The sequence below is a fragment of the Cohnella herbarum genome, assembly GCF_012849095.1.
Taxonomy (GTDB): Bacteria; Bacillota; Bacilli; order Paenibacillales; family Paenibacillaceae; genus Cohnella; species Cohnella herbarum.
In genome coordinates this window covers 7,921,977-7,936,170 of record NZ_CP051680.1, presented here as the reverse complement: position 1 = coordinate 7,936,170, position 14,194 = coordinate 7,921,977, and the positions used below count along the sequence as shown (strand labels likewise).

Genomic DNA, 14,194 nt, shown 5'->3' with positions numbered 1-14,194 from the left:
CTTCCTATTACTAGCGGGATTGTCGCAGAAGCTTCCATATCGGGTCGACCAACGCGGATTTGTCGCTGCCGATGTACTGATTCGCGAAACTCCGAACCGGATCTCCCGCGTAGAATCGTTCGTACAGTTCATGCCTCGAACCGAGCGGGCTGCCGATAAGGTCCCACGCCAGCTTGAACAGCCGTACTTTGTTTTCCGCGTTTAACGATACCCCTTCGAAATAACGGTTAAGCAAGTCGCTTAACGGCCCTTCGAACTGGCTCATCCTCGCCGGCGTCTGAACGAAACCTCCGCCGCCGATCTGCTGGAGGATTTCGATCGCCCTTGGGTACAGCTTCGTTCCGATGCTTCTCGCCGTATCGATGTAGGAAGCTTCCGGCAACCACATCCCCGTGACCGGGTCGGGTTTGGCCTGCGCTTCCGAAGCGATGACGAGAGCCTTCATCGTATCGATCTGCGTAATCAGCTCTCCGAGCTTCTCCTGCACGTGCAGGAATCCGTTGACGCCGATCGCGTCCGCTACGGCGATAGCGACTCCGGTTACGAACTCCAGCTTCGCGACGAAACGAACGACCGTCTGATGGAAAGCGAGCGTATTGGACGGGGTATGGGTTCTCAGTTTCCAGACCGCATCCGCGTCGCCGTTGATCAGTACCCGTTCCCAGGGAATAAGCACTTCGTCGAACAACAGGACGGCGTCCATTTCGTCATAACGGGCGCTAAGCGGATAATCCCGAACGCCGGCTTCGGCGAACGAGTCCCTGCACACGATATGCAAGCCTTTCGACCCGGCGGGTACGATCAAGGCATGCGCGTGCTTGCTGTGCCGGACATCCAGCTTGTTAAACGAGAAGATCAGAAAGTCATGGGTATAGGGGGCTCCCGTCGCGATCATCTTCGCGCCATTCAGTACGATGCCTTCTTTCGTTTCCTTGACGACATGCAAATACCTTTCGGCAATTCGTTGATCGTCAAGCCCTTTGGACCGGTCGATCTGCGGATCCAGTAGAGAAGTCGTCAGGAATAAATCCTTATCCCTCGCCTCTTCGTAATACGCCGCTATTTTCGACTCCAGCTTGGACTCCAGCTTGCCTAACTGCTTACGGGAGCCATACCACCCGGTCACCAACGAACGGGCGTAATCGGACAATCGGCTCATGACGCCGTTCGTCTCTTTGGCCCAATAAGAGAACGCGTTGCTTCTCTTCGCCAAATCCTCCGCGCTATAGGGAACCAGAAACGAGCTGTGCGCGTATTTGTCGCGCCCGTTCACCGGATACCCCACGTGATCCCTGAACTTGGCATCGTCCAAGAAATCGAACAACCGGCTAATCGTACCTAGCGTTCCGGAAAATGCCGGATGAGTGGGAAGATCGGTTACTCTATCGTTATCGACCCAGACGTTGCGGCCGTCGTTTAAGCTATCCAAGAATCGTTGTCCTCTGGAAGGCATCACCCATTCACTCCTTTGTCATTTGCGACGGCGGAAAGCCGCTCCGGGATGCCTGTCCGGAAGACGGCTTTCCCCGGGTCCGAAGAGCTTCTCGCGCATCGTTCCCTTCTCGTACTCCGTCTTGTACAATCCCCGTTCCTGCAAGACCGGAACGACCAAATCGATGATATCCTCCAAGCTTCCCGGAGTGATGAGATGCGCGAGATTAAATCCGTCGATCCCGGTTCGTTCCACCCATTGCTGCATTTGATCGGCGACTTCCTCGCCGGATCCGAAGAGCAGCGCGCTTCTGCCGCCGATCTTCGTAATCTCGTCCACGACCTCGCCTACGTTCATCTTTTTCTCCGACATCGTCGTAAACCGGGCAACCGCCGCCTGTCCATGATCGGACGCGTAGTAGGACAAGTAATCCGACCGATCGTACTTGGACAGATCGATTCCGCTGAAGCCTCCGTAGAGCACTTGAGGCGCTTCATCGCTTCGTATCGCCGTATACTCCCGATATTTTTCTTCCGCTTCGGCCCGGGTGCGACCCACGATCGAATTGATCGCCATGAACACCTTAACGTCCTCCGGCTTGCGGCCGTAAGAAACCGCTTTGGCCCGGATATCGTCCACGTAAAATTTCAAGCTCTCGAAATTGTGGGCGTCGATGAACACGCATTCCGCGTGTTTCGCCGCGAACTCCCGGCCTCTTGCTGACGTTCCAGCTTGATAGAGAACCGGCGTACGCTGAGGCGAAGGTTCGCTCAGATGAGGACCCGGAATGTTATAGTATTTGCCTTGATGATTAATCTCGTGGACTTTGGAAGGATCGGTGTAGATGCCTCTCGCCGTATCGCGAATGACGGCGTCATCCTCCCAACTGGCTTCCCACAGCTTATAAACGACGTCGAGATATTCGTCCGCGACCTCGTATCTTTCGTCATGGGTCACCATTCGGTCCAGACCGAAATTCAAGGCCGCGCTCGGCAAGAAAGACGTGACAATATTCCAGCCTACCCGTCCTCCCGTTAAATGATCCAGCGTCGACATCCGTCTTGCGTGCGCGTATGGCGGCTCGTAAGTCGTCGGTATCGTAACCGCGAAGCTCAGATGCTCGGTCGCATAAGCCATCGTCGGAATAATCAACGAAGGATCGTTCACCGGCGCTTGAACCGCATCGCGCAGCGCCGCGTCACGATTGCCGCCGAATATGTCGTAGAAACCAAGCACGTCCGCCAAGAACAAGGCGTCGAATTTCCCCCGCTCAAGCAATCGCGCCAATTCCACCCAATAGTTCAGATCTTTATAGCGATGGCGTTGGTTCGCCGGATGTTTCCACAATCCATGAGCGCTGTGCATGGCGGTGTTCATGTCGAAAGCGTTCAGCAATATTTTTTTCCCCATCGTCGCAATCCCTCACTTGTATCGGTAACCGGCTCCGGGATGCCGCTCGGGCAGTCGGCTTCGACCGGCCCCGAACAACTTCTCTCGCATCGTACCTGTTTCATATTCCGTTTTGTATACCCCTCGCTCCTGCAAGATCGGTATCACTCCGTCGATGACTTCCTTCAAGCTGCCCGGAGTGACGAGATGGCCGAGATTAAACCCGTCGATCCCCGTTTTCTCCATCCATGCCTGCATTTGATCCGCTACCTGCTCCGCGGAGCCGGTCAGAACGACGGCCCTGCCTCCGATTTTCTTAACCGATTCGATGACTTCCCCGTAAGTCATCTCCTTGGGAGACATCTTCGTATAACGAGCCAGCACGGTTTGTCCGTGATCGGTTGCTTGGTAAGTCAATATCTGATTCGGATCTCCCTTCGACAAGTCGATGCCGGTATACCCCCCGTAAATCGCTTGCGGTCCTTCTTCGCTGCTTAACTCGGTCAACTCGCGGAACTTCTCTTGCGCTTCCTTAGCCGTCGTCCCCACGATCGTGCTAAGCGCCATGAACACCTTAATATCATCGGGATGCCGACCGTAAGCGACGGCTTGGGCGCGAATATCGTCTACGTAAAACTTCATGCTCTCATAGGAATGTCCGTCTATGAAGACGCATTCCGCGTGTTTCGCCGCGAACGCCCTCCCTCTCGGCGATGCCCCGGCTTGATACAACACCGGCGTCCGTTGCGGGGAAGGTTCGCTAAGATGCGGCCCGGGTACGCGATAATGCTTACCCTCGTGATGGATTTCCCGAACCTTGGCAGGGTCGGTGTATATGCCTTTGACCGTGTCCCGAATGACCGCGTCGTCCTCCCAGCTGCCTTCCCATAGCTTATACACGACTTCCAAGTATTCGTCCGCGATATCGTAGCGCTCGTCGTGCCCGATCATCCGGTCCAACCCGAAGTTGCGCGCCGCGCTCGGGAGAAAGGAGGTAACGACGTTCCAACCGATCCTGCCGTTCGTCAAGTGATCCAGCGTCGTCATTCGCCTGGCGTGGGCATAGGGCTGCTCGTAGGTCGTCGGGACCGTTACCGCGAAGCTCAGGTGCTTAGTGGCGTAAGCCATCGTCGGAATGATCAGAGAAGGATCGTTGATCGGCGCTTGGATGGCGTCCCGGAGTGCCGCATCCCGGTTTCCCCGATAAATATCGTAGAATCCGTATACGTCCGCCAGGAACAACGCATCGAACATGCCCTTCTCCAACAATTGCGCCATCTCGACCCAATACTTCAAATCCTTGTATCGGTATCTCTCGCTTTCCGGATGTTTCCATAGGCCATGGGAATTGTGCATGGCCGCGTTCACGTCGAAAGCGTTAAGCCTGATTTGTTTCGTCATAGGATCACCCTTGCTCCCGCACGTTGAGCTCGTTCTTCCCGACGAACAACTTGCAAAGCTCGCTCGAGTATGCCATCAATCCGCCTGCCTGAGCATCGCGCAGATGACGTTCGAAGGGCAGAGCTCTCGTGAACGCAAGCCCCCCTCCTACCCGAAGTCCGAGATCCGCGACGTCTTTGCCGATTTGGTTGGCCAATATTTTCGCTTCCATCGATACGACGTTCGTTTGCTCGGACCCGGCATCCGCCAAATCGAGCAAGTGCTCTGCCAACAGCTTCGCGGCCTTAAGCCTGACATAGACTTCCGCCGTTTCGTATTGGATCCATTGCACGTGGGACAACGGCTTGCCGTCCGAGAGCTTCTTTCCTTCCGCTTGCGCCTTCAGAGCATCGTAAGCCGACTGGGCGATTCCGAGCGACAGCCACGGAAGTCCGAGCGCGATCAAATTCTGACGGGTAGAGGCGACCAGCCCGAACCGATTCTCCGCTTTCAGGCGGGTCCGATTAAACCCGATCAATTGGCTCCTCGTTCCTCGCATGCCGAGAGCATCCCAAATTTCGTGGATCTCGACCGTCTCGTCGCGCTCTACGCCGAAGAAGGCCGGCAATCCGTCGATGCTGGCGTTAATCAAGAAGAAGTCCGCCCATTCCGAGCCGGAAACGAACCTTTTGGCGCCGTCCAAGCTCCAATCCCCGTCCCCGAGCGGCGTCGCTTCCTGAACGGGATTCAGGAACAAGTTGCCGGAGGAGGGTTCGCTTAATGCATTGGCAAAGCGTCTTCCTTGCTTCCATTGTTGCAAATAGTAATCCGATTTCTCGGGATTGGATAACGTAATGAGAGATTCCGCGGCGGAAGTGTTCATTAGCCATACGCAGGCCGTTGACGGGCATCCTCGCGCGATTTCGAAGACGATACGCCCGAACGTCGCGTACGAGATGCCCGCTCCGCCTTTCTCTTCCGGCAGTATCGCCGTATCCAAGCCCCGTTCGAACAAGAGTCTGAGGTTATCCTTGGGCAGTTCCGCCTTGCGATCCGTCTCGGCCGCAGTTAACGCGAACCGCGCGGACAATTCGGCCGCCAAATCTATCCAATATCGTTCCTTCGCTCTCGTAGTCAGGGTACTCATGGGCTCTTACCTCCGTCATGCTTCCTCGTTATTTAGGCAAATACTCCGTCGTGAACGCTTCGTTGACGTCGACGTCTTTTTTAAGCAGGCCGACTTCCAGCAACTGTTTCTTGTTCTCTTCCCAACGCGCTTCCTTCATGATTCCGAAGCCTTCCGTAGCGGCGTCTCCGCCGGTCACGTAGGGTTTGTACGCAATCGCCTGCTCGTTCATCGCGGCGATCGGGAGGTCCTTGTTGTCCTCGTGAATGCGTACGTTGATTTCCTCCGCATTGTCGAAATAATACGCCCAGCCCTTCTTGACGGCCCTCAGGTACGCTTTAACGACTTCCGGGTTATCTTTCAGGAAGCTTTCCGACGTAATGATCGTGATTTCGTACGGATCGTAACCGGACTCGGACAACAAGAACGGCTGCGCCTCTATTCCTTGCTCCTTCAGGGTAATCGGTTCCGAAGTCGCGAATCCGTGCAGGAGCGAGGTCTTGTCCTCCAAGAACCGGACGAGCGTACCGTCGGTCACTTGCTCTTTCAACTGGAGATTGTATTTCTTCTTCACGTATTCGTATGCGGGCACTCCGGGAACGAAGAACGCCGTACGGCCGTTCAGGTCCTCGAACGTCTTGATGTTCTGGTCCTTGTGGAAAATAAGAGCCTGCGGAGAGCTCTGAAGCGCGCCGGCTACCGCGACGATCGGCAGGCCTTCTTCGCGGTTCTGCAACACGGTGTCGGCTTTCGCGAATCCGAAATCCGCGTTGCCGGTCGCGACGATTTGTCTTCCGTTCACTTTAGGTCCCCCGGATTTTATCGTAACGTCCAGGCCTTCTTCCGCGAAGTACCCTTTAACCAAAGCCGCGTAGTCGCCGCCGTACTCCGGCTCCGCGAACCAGCCTAATTGAACGGTAATTTTGCGAAGCTCCTTGGAAGCTTCCGGCGAAGCCGCTTCGGAGGAAGCCGCTTCCGGGGAGGCCGCTGCCTCCGAAGACTTCGGCGACTCGGATGCCGTCGGCGACGCGCCGTTCGATTCCGCGTTATTGCCGCATCCCGCGACGATAACGATTGCGAGTAACATCGTGAATAGCAGTTGAATCGGAGTTTTTTTCATTTTTTATCTGTCCTTTCGAATAGGAGAATAATAGCTTTAGTCGATATCCGTCCTCAGCTCGGATTCATGCCAGGAGCCGAGTAATTTACGGGACAAGTAACTTACGAGTTGGTAGAAGGCGATTCCGAGAAGCGATGCCATGAGACCGCAAGCGAACAGATAAGGCGTTTGAATGCGCATCGCCGCGTAGGTGATCGCATATCCTAGGCCTCCCTGTCCGCCGCCGACGCCGGCGACGTACTCCCCGACGATCGCTCCAATGACGCAGAGGGAACAGGAGATTTTCAGTCCCCCTACGATATACGGGAGCGCGGCGGGTATGCGCAGCTTCCACATCGTCTGCCACTTCGACGCGTTATACAGATGGAATAGGTTTTTCAAGTTCTGATCCGTAGAGTTGAGTCCGATCAACGTGTTGGATAACATCGGACAGAAGCCAATCAGAAAGGCGATGATAACGATGGAGCGCAGTCCGGCATCGAACCAGATGACGATAATCGGGGCCACCGCTACGATCGGGATCGTCTGTAAGACGATCGCGTATGGATAGATGCTTCTCTCTATCATTTTGGAGCTGGCGAGCAGGATCGCGCCGACGACTCCTCCCACGACGGAGAAAAGAAATCCTAAAATCGTTTCGAGCGTCGTCGTATAGACCGAGCCCAACAAGCTTCTCCAGTTGGAGACGACGGCTTCGACGATATCCGACGGCTTCGGCAATAAGTATGCCGGAAGCCCTGCCTGCCCGACGATCAGCTGCCACAAGCCCACGATCAGTACGAAAGCGGCTAACGGAGGCAGAATGCGGCTTAAGCGGCCGTTTCTAACCAAGTCCATAGGTTGGGCCTCCTTTCCGTTCAATAAGTATTTCGTTCGCGTTCAATGTCTTAACGAGTCGCTGACTTGGCTAACGAAACGGCTGAATTCGGGATTAGCCCGAAAACGCTCGCCTCTCGGATAAGCCATATCGATCGGAATTTCATCGGATATCCGGCCCGGCCTCGGCGTCATCACCATAATCCGGTTGGACAAGTAAACCGCTTCGAACGCATTGTGCGTGACGAACAAGATCGTCATTCGCTCGGTCTTCTGCCAAATCGTCAGCAGCTCTTCCTGGAGAGTCTGCCTAGTGATCTCGTCCAACGCGCCGAACGGTTCGTCCATGAACAAGATCCGGGGCTTGGCCACTAGTGCCCGCGCGATCGAGACGCGCATCTTCATTCCTCCTGAAAGCTCGCGCGGCAAAGCTTTCGCGTAATCTTGCAAACCAACCAGTTGCAATACCCGCTCCGCTTCTTCCTCCCGCTCCTTGCGCGGTTGTTTCCTTAGCTGCAAAGGCAGCGTAATGTTGTCCTTGACCGACACCCATGGCAAGAGGGTCGCCTCTTGGAACACGCAGGAAATCGAGTTGCTTCTCCTCGCTTGCTCCGGCGTGCCGCCGAGAATTTCGATTTCTCCCGAAGTGGGATTCGACAGCCCGGCCGCCATACGGAATATCGTAGACTTCCCGCAGCCGGAAGGTCCGACGAATGAAACGAATTCCCCTTCATGAATGCTTAAACTCGCCTCTTGGACGGCTATCGTTCCGTTCCGGTACGTTTTCGAAACATTCCTCAGTCCAAGAACCTCCACCTGCTCATCACTCCTTGCCTACGCTCGCGTTCTATAAAAATCAATGTTCTTCCAGTTTGTCTGGTCAGCGTTGCTTCCAGGAGCGACGAATAGGCTCCGTAGGATAATAGGAATCTTAATCCACTTAATTCCTATGTGTCAAGTAGGATTAATACTTGAATATCGCCCTTTTTTACACTAGAATGAGGTTAAAAATCAGTCATTCCCCCTCGGACGAACTGAGATTTGGACCACGGAAAGGAAGATATAAATATGGCTGCTGCTACCCGCAGAAGGTTCACTCCCCATCAGAAGGCGCACATGATATCCAAGCTTCTCGAGGAACAAACCAGTATTTCCGAGCTCGCCGAAGAACACGGCATCCACCCCCTCGTCTTGAACCGGTGGAAAAAACACGCCGTGCAAAATCTGTCCAGGCTATTCGAGAACGATCATAAGAAAACCGATAAACTGAAAGGCGATTACGAACGGCAAATCGGAGAAAAGCAAACGGAAATCGATCAATTGCGTCTGCAGTTGGATTGGCTGAAACAAGCTACGATATCGAGGTTGTCCAAGGAAGACCGCAACGTGTTCGTCGATAAAGAAGAGACCCGACTCCCCATCCGCACGCAAACCGCTCTTCTTGGACTTAGCCGTTCGACGCTTTATTACCGGATGAATCACACGTCTTCCCGCAAATCGAAATTAATAGATCCTTTAAGCGAGATGAAGCAACTCCCTCTCTATCTGTTCGCGGGTTTGAGCGTGGAGCAGCAGAGAACGAACCGCGAATCCGAAGTATCCAAACTGAAAATCCAGAACGGTTGGATGGACGTATTCGGCGGTTACCACTAAACTTATTTTTTCGAATTAAGTGTCCAATTCTCTCAACCTATAACGAATGAAATTCCTTTGCCCTAAAGCTACGTTCACATAAAAAAATATTTTTTCGTCCGTTTCGCCATCCGTTTATCCATCCGTTTCGCCGCCCCTTCCGCACAAAACAAAAAACCGGATGCCGCTAAAGGCGTCCGGGTTCTTGTCGCTACTTCCGATATAAAAATATTAAGATACCGCGATAAGGCGAGTGACGTCTTTCACTAAGCTGTTGAACTCAAGCTCCTCGAACATCGAAGCGATTTTCGCTTGATCGGGTTGCCACAGACATTGTTCCGGCGTACAGGCGACAGGCGCTCCGCAATGAATTGTGGCCAGTTCTCGGCAGAGATGCAGCATCTCGAGCTCGGCTTCTATTTTAGCTTTTACCCCTTTGGGCAATAACGCCAAGTTTTCCAAGATGCCTTCTATGGAGAGGTATTCGACGAGCAGCTTGGTCGCCGTTTTCTCGCCGATTCCTTTGACGCCCGGATAGTTGTCCGACGTGTCCCCGATAAGACCTTTCAGATCGATGAACTGCTTGGCCGTCAGTTGCTTCTCTTCTAAGAGCTTATCCGCATCGTATACCGCGTAGTTGGAAGGTCCTTTTTTCATAATGACGACCTTCACCCGTTCGTCGACGAGCTGAAGCATGTCATGGTCTCCCGTGAGTACGAAAACTTCCATATGCGCGCTTAACTGCTTCGACAAGGTGCCGATGCAATCGTCGGCTTCATAGCCGACAACGCCGATATTCGGAATGCCGAAGCCGGTCACGACTTCTTTCACCAGATCGAATTGAGGAATCAGATCCGCCGGAGCTTCGGGTCGATTCCCTTTATAGTCGTTGAACTTGTCCGTGCGGAAGGTTTTGCTTCCCATATCCCAGCAACAGACGACGTGCGACGGGTTAAATGTTTTGCAGGCGTCCAGCAAATATTTAACGAACCCATATACCGCGTTCGTAGGCAAGCCGGCTTTCGTTTTCCGAATATAGCCGCCATAAGAATTGGCGAAGTATCCCCGGAATAACAAAGCCATTCCGTCCACTAATAACACTTTGTTCTCGGCCATTGCGACTTTCTCCCTTCATTTCCCCGGCTGAGCGGTACGAATGAATCTTCCGATCCGCTCGGCGGCATCTAACAGCTTCGGCTCGGATTCGACCAGAGCCAATCTTACATAACCTTCTCCTCGCGCGCCGAACGCGTTGCCAGGGATAGACGCCACCCCCGTCGACGTGAGCAACTCCTGGGAGAATGCCCGCGAAGACCAGCCTTCCGGCACCCGGGCCCAGAGGAACATCGTCGCACGAGGCATAGAAACGCTCCAGCCTTGCTCGCGAAGCGCTTGAACGAAAACGTTCCTGCGTCCTTCGTATAAGCCCGAAATCGGCTTAGGATCATGGATGTCCATCTCCAGCGCGGCTATCCCGGCCTCCTGGGTGCCAAGAAACACGCCGAAATCGATATTATTCTTTAATGCCCGCAATGCGGACAAAACCTCTTTGTTTCCTACCGCAAATCCTAGACGGGTGCCCGCCAAGTGATAGGATTTCGACAACGAGTGGAACTCGATGGCGATTTCGGAAGCATGCGGAATTTCAAGCACGCTTGGCGGACGCATGCCATCGAATGCCATTTCGCTGTAGGCGTTATCGTGGACGAGCAACACGCCATGCTTACGCGCGGCATGAACCGCCCGCTCGAAGAACGCCAAATCGGCGGTTGCCGACAACGGATTGCTCGGATAATTCAAAATCATGAATTTAACTTTATCCCAGACCGCCTGCGGCACGGCTTCGAAGTCGGGCAAATAATCGTTCTCCTCGAGCAAGGGCAACGAAATGGCCTCGACCCCGGCAACGGCCAAACCCGCTCCGTATACCGGATATCCCGGATCCGGAAGCAATGCGGCATCTCCGGGATTGCTAATCGCTAACGGCAAGTGGGCAAGCCCGTCCTGCGTGCCCATCAGCGACAGCACCTCCGTATCGGGATCAAGCTCTACGTTGAACCGATGAGAGAACCACTTGGCAACCGTCTGCCTAAACGCCGAGGTCCCTTCCGTACCCGGGTAACGATAAGTATCGGATCTAAGGCTGGCTTCCGCCAACACGGATCGGAGAAGCTCGGCGGGAGGCTGATCCGGGCTGCCGATATCCAAATTGATCACGGACAATCCCTTGTCGCGGGCTTCCCTTTTCCATTCCGCCACTTCCGCGAAGATCGCGGAGCCTAACCGGTCAAGACGATCGGAGCGAAACCGAACGTTCTTCATAAAGTGTACCACATCGGGCCGAAGTCCTGTTCCCGGAAACCGATGGATACTTTGCTTCCGTTCGTAACGATCGGTCTTTTGATTAACATGCCGTTAGACGATAACAACCGTATTTTCTCTTCGTCGGACATTCCGGGAAGCTTATCCTTCAATCCCATTTCCCGATATACTTCGCCGGATACGTTAAACCATTTCCCGATCGGCAGTCCGCTCTTCGCGATTAACTCACCCAGCTCGGCTTCTCCCGGAGGAGTCGTCTTGATATCCTGAAGTTCCAAGCGATATCCGTGTTGCTTAAGAGCTTTAATCGCGCCCTTACATGTGCTGCAAGTCGGCAAATGATAGACTTTCAATTGTTCGCTCACGTCCCGTGACCCCTTTTATTCAGTATGCGAGAGCTTGGAAAGCTCCTGTTCAAGCCGTTTCATATCCTCGGGCAAAGCCGCTTCCAACCGCATCTCTTCTCCGGTTACCGGATGCTTGAAGATTAACAGGGCAGCATGGAGCGCTTGGCGGGCAATCACTTCGGACAAATTCGCCGCCCATTCCGAACTCGTCCATTTCTCGTCCGTATAATAGCCGTCCCCGATAATCGGACAGCCTACCGAAGTCATATGGACCCTGATCTGATGCGTTCTTCCCGTACCTAGTCGGATGTCGATCGCACTAGCTTGGTCGTGATAGGTATCCGTCACTTTATAGAACGTTAACGAAGGCGCTCCATCCTCCCTCACGACTCTGCGATGGGGATCTTCCGTTTGCCTTCCGATCGGCGCGTTGATCTCGCCCTCCCGTTCGGGAGGACGTCCGTACACGAACGTCCGGTATTGTTTCGTAACCGTGCCCTCCATCATCTGCGCGGATAGTTGTTGCTGCGCCAACGGATGCTTCGCAATGACGACCAAACCCGAAGTATGCTCGTCCAATCGATGTACCGGCCGGAAACGAATCCGCTCTCCGCGCTCCTGCCAATAATGCATGACCCCGTTGGCTAGAGTGTTAAGATAGTGTCCCGTCGTCGGATGAACGATAACTCCGGCAGGTTTGTTCAATACCAACAGATGGTCGTCCTCGAAAACGATATCCAATTCCATCGGTTGCGGCAAGATCGTCTCCGAAACTTCCGTTTCCATGCGCAGGCTAATAATATCCCCCTCGGAAACGATATGGTTCGGCCATACTTTCAGGCCGTTTACGGACAACCCCTCTTCCGAGGTTTTCAAGCGAACCATCAGCCGCCGCGAAATACCGATCCGCTTGCGAAGCACTTCCCGCAATTTGCGCCCTTCGTCGGAAGCATTCGCAACGAATTCGATCGGAGCGTAATAATCCGCGTTGACGTTCTCATTCTCGTTAGCCATGAATCAAGACCTCCGCCGGAAGACCGGGGCGCTCCGCTCGTACTCTACGTCGAGAAGCCCTAACCTGGCATTCGCCACCCTTGCGACGGTGAAGAAAAAGTCGGACAAGCGGTTCAAATATTTGCGAACCTCGTCCGGACACTCCTGCTCTGCCGACAACGTAACAAGCCTTCTCTCCGCCCGACGGCAAACGGTCCGGCACACGTGAAACAACGATGCGGCTTCGCTTCCTCCCGGCAAAATAAATTTCTCGATCGGTGGCGTCTGCGCTTCATATAAATCGATCCAGCTTTCAAGGCGATCCGTCATAGCGGGCGTAACCTTCATCTTAGCCGGATCCGGAACCGCGTAACATAAATCCGAACCGCAGTCGAACAATTCATGCTGAACGATCGTTAACGTTTCGAGCAAATCCGCCCAATCCGAAGTAGATTCCCTAGCCAAGACGGATGCGGCTTGCCCGACAAAACTATTTAACTCGTCGATCGTCCCGTAGGCTTCCACTCGGGCATCGTCTTTCATTACTCGGCCGCCAATGACCGAAGTCTTCCCTTCGTCACCGGTCCGGGTATAAATTTTCATCCGTTTTACTCCCCCTTTTCAATCGATAACCTTTTAACTCCGTTGCCATCCCGGCCGTCATTCGGTATACGATCTCGCTGGATTCCATTAGCTTGCGGTTTGCGTTGGCCAATCTATAAGCATATCCTTGCTCACGAACGTTCATGGACAAACCCGCCGAAAGCTCCTCCGTGACCACGATAACACGGCCTTGAAACGCCAGTATCGCCTCTAAAGCCTCGCGCCATTCGGCTTCGATCCGCTCCTCCGCCTCCGGTAATTGCGCTTCTATGCGACGGTAAACCCCGCGCAACCATCCTGATAGGCTATCTATAACAACAACGCGACGGTCCGCCCGATAAAAATTAGAATCCAGATTAATCGCGTTCAACTTCTTCGCCAATGTTTCGTCCGCATCCGAGCGGGTCCAAGGAAAATCCGGCCGAATGTCCGAGCCCATTTCCGTATCCATGTCCGTACCCTTAATCGCAGCTTCGATAAGCATTTCAGGAAAAGGGGGACAGGACAACCGAATACCTTCGCGCCCTACGACATAGGCAAGCTCATCGGCGAAAGCGGACTTTCCGCTGCCGATGCCTCCGGTAATAAGCCATAACAATTCCGGTCCCCTCCTCTTCCGAATCTAAGCATAAACGGCTATCGTCGTCCTAGGGACGGCGAGGGAACGTTCATGTCTTGAAAAAAAGAGGCCGGCGACGAATCACCGAACCTCCTCCCGACTTATGAGAACTTGTTTCATATATTCGTTGATCTTAAGATCCAGTTGCCGGCTAAGCTCCATGACCGAATCGGCGACTAATGAACGCTCTCTCAGGAAGGTTTCCGTCATTGCCTTGCGCAATCGATCGATTTCTTCCACTAACTCCGCTACTCTGTTCGGGTACTGAGAAATGATGGGTGTATCGGCATGTAAGGACGACAAAGATATGGAATTATGTTCTGCCGCAGCCATGTACATTCCCCCTTCTCATGACGAAAATCGATACTCAGCGGGTTGAAAACCATGGTTATTATAGCAAAACATCTACGAATTG

The 14,194-nt window shown here is 53.8% G+C and carries 15 protein-coding genes; 1 reads left to right on the top strand and 14 read right to left on the bottom strand.

What is annotated here, in order from left to right:
* Window positions 1-10: 10 nt before the first annotated feature.
* From HH215_RS33275 to HH215_RS33245, 7 genes are read right to left on the bottom strand one after another with little or no spacing between them, the layout of a single operon-like run.
* Window positions 11-1,453: a 4-hydroxyphenylacetate 3-hydroxylase family protein gene (locus HH215_RS33275; protein WP_169283821.1), complete on the bottom strand. Its 1,443-nt coding sequence runs from the start codon at window positions 1,451-1,453 to the stop codon at window positions 11-13.
* 18 nt (window positions 1,454-1,471) lie between these two features.
* Window positions 1,472-2,842: an LLM class flavin-dependent oxidoreductase gene (locus HH215_RS33270; RefSeq protein ID WP_169283820.1), complete on the bottom strand. Its 1,371-nt coding sequence runs from the start codon at window positions 2,840-2,842 to the stop codon at window positions 1,472-1,474.
* Between the two features lie 12 nt (window positions 2,843-2,854).
* The gene (locus tag HH215_RS33265) at window positions 2,855-4,222 is read right to left on the bottom strand and encodes an LLM class flavin-dependent oxidoreductase (protein WP_169283819.1); all 1,368 of its coding nucleotides are present in this window, start codon (window positions 4,220-4,222) and stop codon (window positions 2,855-2,857) included.
* A gap of 4 nt (window positions 4,223-4,226) precedes the next feature.
* The gene (locus HH215_RS33260; RefSeq protein ID WP_169283818.1) at window positions 4,227-5,348 is read right to left on the bottom strand and encodes an acyl-CoA dehydrogenase family protein; all 1,122 of its coding nucleotides are present in this window, start codon (window positions 5,346-5,348) and stop codon (window positions 4,227-4,229) included.
* A 28-nt stretch (window positions 5,349-5,376) separates the two neighbouring features.
* Window positions 5,377-6,447, bottom strand: a complete 1,071-nt coding sequence (locus HH215_RS33255; protein WP_169283817.1) for an ABC transporter substrate-binding protein — start codon at window positions 6,445-6,447, stop codon at window positions 5,377-5,379.
* Window positions 6,448-6,483: 36 nt separating this feature from the next.
* A complete protein-coding gene (locus HH215_RS33250) occupies window positions 6,484-7,284 on the bottom strand; it encodes an ABC transporter permease (RefSeq protein WP_169283816.1) in 801 nt (266 codons plus the stop codon).
* Between the two features lie 42 nt (window positions 7,285-7,326).
* Window positions 7,327-8,079, bottom strand: coding sequence for an ABC transporter ATP-binding protein (locus HH215_RS33245; RefSeq protein ID WP_169283815.1), 753 nt, complete (start codon window positions 8,077-8,079; stop codon window positions 7,327-7,329).
* A 252-nt stretch (window positions 8,080-8,331) separates the two neighbouring features.
* On the opposite strand from HH215_RS33245, the gene HH215_RS33240 reads away from it, so the two are divergent.
* On the top strand, window positions 8,332-8,916 hold the full coding sequence (locus HH215_RS33240) for a transposase (RefSeq protein ID WP_169283814.1): 585 nt from the start codon (window positions 8,332-8,334) through the stop codon (window positions 8,914-8,916).
* A 210-nt stretch (window positions 8,917-9,126) separates the two neighbouring features.
* On the opposite strand, the gene HH215_RS33235 is transcribed toward HH215_RS33240, so the two are convergent.
* The 7 genes from HH215_RS33235 to HH215_RS33205 form a co-directional block, all read right to left on the bottom strand.
* Entirely contained in the window at window positions 9,127-10,011 is an 885-nt protein-coding gene (locus tag HH215_RS33235) for a 5'-3' exonuclease (RefSeq protein ID WP_169283813.1), read from the bottom strand.
* Window positions 10,012-10,026: 15 nt separating this feature from the next.
* Window positions 10,027-11,217 carry an aminotransferase class I/II-fold pyridoxal phosphate-dependent enzyme gene (locus HH215_RS33230; RefSeq protein ID WP_169283812.1) on the bottom strand — a complete coding sequence of 397 codons (1,191 nt, stop codon included), beginning with the start codon at window positions 11,215-11,217 and terminating at the stop codon, window positions 10,027-10,029.
* Window positions 11,214-11,582: a Spx/MgsR family RNA polymerase-binding regulatory protein gene (locus tag HH215_RS33225; protein WP_169283811.1), complete on the bottom strand. Its 369-nt coding sequence runs from the start codon at window positions 11,580-11,582 to the stop codon at window positions 11,214-11,216. Before HH215_RS33225 ends, HH215_RS33230 begins: the two co-directional genes overlap by 4 nt.
* A 15-nt stretch (window positions 11,583-11,597) precedes the next feature.
* Window positions 11,598-12,578: an RluA family pseudouridine synthase gene (locus tag HH215_RS33220; RefSeq protein ID WP_169283810.1), complete on the bottom strand. Its 981-nt coding sequence runs from the start codon at window positions 12,576-12,578 to the stop codon at window positions 11,598-11,600.
* A gap of 3 nt (window positions 12,579-12,581) precedes the next feature.
* Window positions 12,582-13,160 (bottom strand): cob(I)yrinic acid a,c-diamide adenosyltransferase, encoded by a 579-nt coding sequence (locus tag HH215_RS33215; protein ID WP_169283809.1) that lies wholly within the window; start codon window positions 13,158-13,160, stop codon window positions 12,582-12,584.
* Entirely contained in the window at window positions 13,135-13,758 is a 624-nt protein-coding gene (locus tag HH215_RS33210) for a bifunctional adenosylcobinamide kinase/adenosylcobinamide-phosphate guanylyltransferase (RefSeq protein WP_169283808.1), read from the bottom strand. The genes HH215_RS33215 and HH215_RS33210 overlap by 26 nt, the downstream gene beginning before the upstream one ends.
* Window positions 13,759-13,860: 102 nt before the next feature.
* Window positions 13,861-14,112: an aspartyl-phosphate phosphatase Spo0E family protein gene (locus tag HH215_RS33205; RefSeq protein WP_169283807.1), complete on the bottom strand. Its 252-nt coding sequence runs from the start codon at window positions 14,110-14,112 to the stop codon at window positions 13,861-13,863.
* Window positions 14,113-14,194 lie beyond the last annotated feature (82 nt).